Annotated in this window: 1 protein-coding gene and 1 pseudogene; one reads left to right on the top strand and one right to left on the bottom strand. The window is 66.9% G+C overall.

The window, feature by feature from the left end:
* A pseudogene (locus JZ791_RS04120) lies at positions 1–6,688 on the top strand (amino acid adenylation domain-containing protein); the annotation flags it as partial.
* Between the two features lie 619 nt (positions 6,689–7,307).
* On the opposite strand, the gene JZ791_RS04115 reads toward JZ791_RS04120, so the two are convergent.
* Entirely contained in the window at positions 7,308–7,463 is a 156-nt protein-coding gene (locus tag JZ791_RS04115) for a hypothetical protein (protein WP_216892772.1), read from the bottom strand.
* Between the last annotated feature and the right edge of the window lie 21 nt (positions 7,464–7,484).

Raw genomic sequence — 7,484 nt, 5'->3', positions numbered from 1 at the left:
GACTGCGTTGGCGACTGATCGTGCTGCGACGTTGGTTTCGTTGCTGGACGCGACGGTGGACGGTCATGCCGATGAGGTGGCGTTGGTCGGTGCCGACGGCGATCGTGTTACCTATGGTGAGCTCGGCTCGCGCGTGAATCGTTTGGCGCGGCACCTGATTTCCATCGGTGTCGGTCCGGAGTCGCGGGTGGTGCTGGCGTTGCGTCGTTCGGTGGATTTGGTGGTGGCGATGTATGCGGTCGCCACTGCGGGTGGTGCGTATGTGCCGGTGGATCCGGATCAGGCTGCTGAGCGGACGGACTACATTCTCGAGACCGCGGCGCCGGTGTGTGTGCTGACCAATGCGGAGGCGGAGTTCGATACTGCTGCCGCGCCCGTGATCCGGATCGATGAGGTGGATCTGTCGGGGCTCGATGAGGCACCGATCGGCGCTGCCGAGCTTGTGGCGCCGCTGCGTCCGAAGAATACGGCGTATGTGATTTTCACGTCGGGTTCGACGGGTCGTCCGAAGGGTGTGGCGGTTCCGCATTCGGCGATTGTGAATCAGTTGTTGTGGGAGACTGCTGAATTCGGTTTGGGCGTTGATGACGTGGTGTTGTTGAAGACTGCGGCGACGTTCGATTTGTCGGTGTGGGAGTTCTGGACCGCGGCGGTGTGTGGTGGCCGGTTGGTGATCGCTTCTGCCGATGGTCATCGGGATCCGGGGTATTTGAACGCGTTGATGGCGCGTGAGGGTGTAACGACGTTGCACGTGGTGCCGTCGATGCTCGACGGATTGCTGACGGTATCGGAAGGGACACTGACTGATTCGTTGCGGTGGGTGTTGGCGATCGGTGAGGCGTTGCCGGGTTCGGTGGCGCAGCGGTTCCGCAGGAACAATGTCGCGGATCTGTTCAACCTGTATGGGCCGACCGAGGCGGCGGTGTCGATTACCAGTCATGAGGTGACTGATGTCGATGTGGCGTCGGTGTCGATTGGTGTGCCGGAGTGGAACAGTCGTGTCTATGTGCTGGATTCGCGGTTGCGTCCGGTGCCTGATGGTGTGGCGGGTGAGCTCTACCTCGCGGGTGCGCAGTTGGCGCGTGGGTATTTCGGTCGTGCGGATCTGACTGCGGATCGTTTTGTGGCGAATCCGTTCGGTAAGGGCCAGCGGATGTATCGCACGGGTGATCTGGTGGCGTGGAATTCCGAGGGTGAGCTGGATTATCGGGGTCGTACGGATTTCCAGGTGAAGATTCGTGGTTTCCGTATCGAGTTGGGTGAGATCGAGGCGGCGCTGTTGGCGCTGCCGGGGGTCGCGCAGACAGCGGTGTTGGCGAAGTCGGATCCGCGCCTTGGTGATCGTCTGGTCGCGTATCTGGTGGGTGCGGGTGTCGATCCCGATGTGGCGCAGGTGCGTTCAGAACTGTTGGCGAGCCTGCCCTCCTATATGGTTCCTGCCGCTTTTGTGGTGCTGGATGCGTTGCCGTTGAACGTGAACGGCAAGCTGGACCGTAAGGCGCTGCCGGAGCCGGAGTTCGAGGCAACGGAGTTTCGTGCCCCGTCGACCCCGATCGAGCAGATCGTGGCCGGTGTGTTCGTGCAGGTGCTCGGTGCCGAGCGGGCCGGCGCCGACGACGATTTCTTCGCGCTCGGCGGTAATTCGCTGCTCGCCACCCAGGTCGCCGCCCGGCTCGGTGCGGCCCTGAACACCCGGGTCGCGGTGCGAACCCTGTTCGAGGCGCCGACGGTGGCCGCGCTCGCGGCAGCCGTGGAATCGCAGAGTCGTGGCGATCGCATCGAGGTGGGCAGCCTGGAGCGGCCGGATCGGATCCCGTTGTCGCTGGCCCAGCAGCGGATGTGGTTCCTGAACCAGTTCGATCAGGAATCCACGGCGTACAACGTGCCGGTCGCCGTGCGGCTGAGTGGTGCGCTGGATATGGAGGCGTTGCGGGCGGCGATCGGTGACCTGGTGGCCCGGCACGAAGTGCTGCGGACGGTGTATCCGGAGACCGACCAGGGTCCGGTACAGGTGATCCTGCCTGTCGCGCAGGCGATTCCGACGCTGGATGTCCGGGTGGTCGGGCCGGAAGCGGTCGAATCGGCGGTGCTCGCGTTCTTCTCGGCGGGCTTCGACGTGACGGCCGAGGTGCCGTTGCGGGTCGCGGCGTTCGAGGTGCTCGCGCAGGACATCTCGGAGGACACCGACGGTGCGGCCCAGCCCGAGTATGTGCTCGCGCTCGTCATACACCACATCTCCGGTGACGGCTCATCGATGGGCCCGTTGACGCGGGACCTGATGACCGCCTACGCCGCCCGCGTGGCCGGTGCGGCCCCCGGCTGGGAGCCGCTGGCGGTGCAGTACGCCGATTACAGCATCTGGCAGCGGGCGGTCCTGGGCTCGGAGGAGGATCCGGAGTCGTTGGCCGCGCGGCAGATCGCCTACTGGCGTGACGCCCTGGCGGACCTGCCGGATCAGCTGGATCTGCCCGCGGATCGGCCGCGCCCGGCGGTGCAGTCGCTCACCGGCGGCACCGTGGGCGTGCGGGTCGACGCCGAGACCCACGGTGCGCTGGTGGAGCTGGCGCGGGCCGAGGGCGCGACGCTGTTCATGGTCGTGCACACCGCGCTGGCCGTATTGCTGGCCCGGTTGTCGGGTACCGAGGTCATCGCGATCGGCACCCCGGCAGCGGGTCGTGGTGAGGCCGATTTCGACGACATGATCGGCATGTTCGTGAACACCCTGGTGTTCCGGACGCAGGTCGAGGGCGGCACGCCGTTCATGGATCTGCTCGCGCGTCAGCGTGAGTCGGATATCGCGGCCTTCGCGCACGCGGACGTGCCGTTCGAGCGCCTGGTGGAGGTGCTGAATCCGGAGCGGTCCACCGCGCGGCATCCGCTGTTCCAGATCGGGCTCTCGTTCCAGAACCTGGCGCCGGTGAGTCTGGAACTGCCGGGCCTGACCGTCTCGGGCCTCGAGGTCGACGTCGAGATCTCGCAGTTCGACCTGCACCTGATCATCTCGGACGGATACGACGACACGGGTGCGCCCATCGGCATGGCGGGCAACCTCACCTACGCGGCCGATCTGTTCGATCGGGATACGGTGCAGGATTTCGCGGATCAGTTCGTGCGGCTGCTGGGCGAGATCGTCGCCACGCCGCGCATGCCGGTCGGGGATCTGGACTTCCTGGCCGCGGGCGAGCTCGAGGACCTGGTGTCCGGCCGCAACGCGACCGGGCACGAGATCGATCGGTCGGCGACGCTGGTGTCCCTGCTCGGTCGCACTGTGTCGGAAACACCGGACGTGGTGGCGCTGATCGGCCCCGATGGCGCTCGGGTCACCTATGGCGAGCTGGGTCGCCGGGTGAATGCGCTGGCACGTCAGCTGATTTCGTTGGGTGTCGGCCCGGAGTCGCGGGTGGCGCTGGCGTTGCGGCGGTCGGTGGATCTGGTGGTAGCGATGTACGCGGTCGCCACTGCGGGCGGCGCCTATGTGCCGGTGGATCCGGATCAGGCTGTCGACCGTACGGACTACATTCTGGAAACCGCGGCGCCGATCTGTGTGCTGACCGACGCCGCGACAGGTTTCGAGACCACGATCGCTCCGGTCGTGCGGGTCGATGCGGGCGAGTCCGGCGATGATTCACCTATCGGCGACAGCGAGCGGTTGGGTGCGCTGGGGCCGGAGAACACGGCGTATGTGATCTTCACGTCGGGCTCGACGGGCCGTCCGAAGGGCGTGGCCGTGCCGCATGCGGCGATCGTCAACCAGTTGCTGTGGGAGACCGCGGAATTCGGGCTGGGCGTCCACGATGCCGTGCTGCTGAAGACCGCGGCGACGTTCGATTTGTCGGTGTGGGAGTTCTGGACCGCGGCGGTGTGCGGTGGCCGGTTGGTCATCGCCGCCCCGGACGGTCATCAGGATCCGGAGTATTTGAATACTCTGATGGCCCGTGAGTCGGTGACGACATTGCATGTGGTGCCGTCGATGCTCGATGCGCTGTTGACCGAATCGGAAGGCACGCTGACTGATTCGCTGCTGCGGGTGTTGGCGATCGGTGAGGCGTTGCCGGGTTCGGTGGCGCAGCGGTTCCGCCGGAACAATGTCGCGGATCTGTTCAACCTGTACGGGCCTACCGAGGCGGCGGTGTCGATCACCAGCCATGAGGTGACCGATAGCGACGCTGTGTCGGTGTCGATTGGTGTGCCGGAGTGGAACAGCCGTGTCTATGTGCTGGATTCGCGGTTGCGTCCGGTTCCGGTTGGTGTTCCGGGTGAGTTGTATCTTGCGGGTGCGCAGTTGGCGCGTGGGTATTTCGGTCGTGCGGATTTGTCTGCGGATCGTTTTGTGGCGAATCCGTTCGGTGACGGTGAGCGCATGTACCGCACGGGTGATCTGGTGGCGTGGAACTCGGACGGTGAGCTGGATTACCGGGGTCGTACGGATTTCCAGGTGAAGATTCGTGGTTTCCGGATCGAACTCGGCGAGATCGAGGCGGCGCTCCTGGCGTTGCCGGAGATCGCGCAGACAGCGGTGTTGGCGAAGTCGGATCCGCGTCTCGGTGATCGGTTGGTCGCGTACCTGGTGACGTCGGATGCGGATCTGGATGTGGCGCAGGTGCGTTCGGAGCTGTTGGCAAACCTGCCCTCGTACATGGTGCCCGCGGCGTTCGTGGTGCTGGATGCGCTGCCGTTGAACGTGAACGGCAAGCTGGACCGTAAGGCGTTGCCGGAACCGGAGTTCGAGTCGACACCGTTCCGTGCCCCGTCGACACCTGCCGAGATGATCGTGGCCGAGGTGTTCGCCGACGTGCTCGGCCGCGGCGAGATCGGTATCGACGACGACTTCTTCGGCCTCGGCGGTAACAGCATCCTGTCGATCCAGCTGGTGTCGCGGGCGAAGGCGCGCGGTGTCCGGTTCAGCGCACGCGAGGTATTCGAGCGGCGCACCATCGCGGGCATCGCCGGCGGCGCCGTCCTCGGCGGCGCCGAGCTGGAGCTCCCGACGGGGCCCCTGGTGCAGGCCGACGAGGATCAGCTGCGGGCGTGGGAGCAGGCGTACCCCTCGATGACCGAGGTGTGGCCGTTGTCGCCGTTGCAGTCCGGCCTGTTGTTCAACGCGTTGATGACCCAGTCGACGATGGACATCTACAGCCAGCAGGCCGTCATCGACTTCGATGGCGAGCTGGATGTCGAGCGGCTGCGCGGGGCGGCTCAGGCCCTGCTGGACCGCTACGACAACCTGCGGGTCGCCTTCACGGTCGACACCGAGGGGCGGCCGGTGCAGATCGTGCAGGCTCGGGTCGAGATTCCCTGGCGGGAAACGGATCTCACGGATCTGCCCGCTGCGGAACGCGACGACGAACTGACGCGCCGACTGCGGGTCGATCGAGCCGACAACTTCGACATGGCCGCGGCGCCGTTGATTCGGTTCGGCCTGTACCGGGTCGAGTCGGGAGCGGGCGCCGATACACAGCGGTGGCGCCTGGCGATCACCACGCATCACATCCTGTTCGACGGCTGGTCGATGCCGCTGCTGATGCGGGATCTGCTCGTGCTGTACGCGGTGCGCGGCGAGGCGAGCGTGCTGCCGCGAGTGGCGTCCTACCGGGACTTCCTGGCGTGGCTGTCGCTCTACGACCGCGACGAATCGCTGCGGGCGTGGGAGCGGGCGCTGGCCGGCGTCGACGAGCCGACGCTGATCGCGCCGCGAGCGCAGTCGAGCGAGGAGTTCGACATCGACTCGGTGCGGATCGAGCTGGACGACGAACGGACCCGGCATCTGAGCAAGTTCTGCGCCGACCTCGGCGTCACCCCGAACACGGTGGTGCAGGCGGCCTGGGGTCTGCTGGTGAGCCGGTTGGCCGGACGCGACGACGTGGTGTTCGGCGCGACCGTGTCGGGTCGTCCACCGGAGCTGCCGGATATCGAGTCGATGGTGGGTCTGTTCATCAACACCCTGCCGGTCCGCGTGCGGGTCGACGATCGACGCACGATCGCCGAATTCCTGACCGGACTGCAGGGTGAGCAGGCGGCGCTGCTCGATCACCATTACGTCGGCCTGCCCGACATCCAGCGGGTGGGCGGCCCCGGTGCGCAGTTCGACTCGCTGGTCGTCTTCGAGTCCTATCCGGTGGACACGGAGGCGATCGCGTCCGCCAGCACCATCGACGGCGTGTCGGTGACCGGCGTCGACTTCAAGGGCGGCACGCACTATCCGCTGACCCTGATGGTGGTCGCCGAAGAGAAGCTCGTGGTGAGCCTGGAATACCTCACCAGCCGCTACGGCGCCGCCGAGGTGCGGACCCTGGCGGCCCGGCTGGAGCGGGTGCTCGAGGCGCTGGTCTCCGACCCCGAGGGGCTGATCGGCGATATCGACATCCTCGATGCGGCAGAGCGGGACCGTATCCTGGCCGAATCCGGTGTCACCGCAACGGAATCCGCGGCCGTCACCGCGACGCCGCAGATCGGCGCGCGGACCGTGGCCAAGGCGCTGGGCGCGGTCGTGGAGGAAGATCCGCAGGCTCCGGCGCTGCTGGCCGACGGCGCGGAAATCACCTATCAGGCCGTGGATTCGCGGTCCTCGCAGCTGGCGCGGGTGCTGATCGACCGGGGCGTCGGCCCCGGCGACATCATCGCGGTCGCGCTGCCCCGCTCGGTGGACGCGGTGGTCGCGCTGTGGGCGGTGCAGAAGGCGGGCGCCGCGGCACTGTTCGCGGACGGCCTGTCCTTCGGTGAGATCGTCTCCGCGGGAGCGGGATTCGGCATCACCCTGGAACCGGCGGCGAAATCGGTGCGCTGGCTGGTGCCGACCGACCCCAAGGTGCGGGCGGAATTGGCCGCGGCCCCGGCGCACCCGGTCTCCTACGCCGACCGGCTGCGCCCGCTGCATCAGGACCACCCGGCCCTGATGGTCCGCCGCCCCGATGGCGCCTGGCTCACCCTGACCCAGGAACAGGCCCTCGACCACGCGCAGACCCTGCGCGAGGAGAACGACATCGATTACGAGTCGACGACGTTCACCACCGCCACCGCGGGCCCCGCGGCCATGGCCGAATTCCTGGCCGCGGCCACCGCGGGCGCCCTGTCGGTCCTCCCGACGGGCGGGAACGTCGCCGACGATCTCGCGGACGGCGAGGTCACCCACTGGTTCGCCGTGCCGGGCGAGTCGACGGAGGCAGCGGACGACGAGGTCAGGGTGATCGTGACCGAATAGCCGAACTCCGGGTCGGTGCGGGAATTGCTGGATCTCTCGCGCCGCCCGGGTTCGCGCTGGACACACCGACCGCACGGTCGATCATCTACGCCGCGGCAGGTGTCGCGAACTACCGGCGTTTCGAGATCAACCCCTTCGAGGTCGCCTGCCTGGTGACGAACTCCCGGTCCAGGTCGCCCAGGCTCTCGGCGAGAACGGTCGAGATCTGCCCGCGCTTCTGCCCCGGACGTACTCGCTCACCGGGCCGGGGTGGTCCGCTCCGCATCGGGAGTATGAAGATCAGCAA

This window comes from Nocardia alni (genome assembly GCF_019038435.1).
In the GTDB taxonomy this organism is placed as follows: Bacteria; Actinomycetota; Actinomycetes; order Mycobacteriales; family Mycobacteriaceae; genus Nocardia; species Nocardia alni.
The sequence above is the reverse complement of the archived record's forward strand: the minus strand, read 5'-3'. Positions and strand labels throughout refer to the sequence as shown.

What these genes read in the sequence shown, in the direction of transcription:
- JZ791_RS04115 (WP_216892772.1), bottom strand. Translation starts at nt 7,463, where the DNA reads ATGCGGAGCGGACCACCCCGGCCCGGTGAGCGAGTACGTCCGGGGCAG.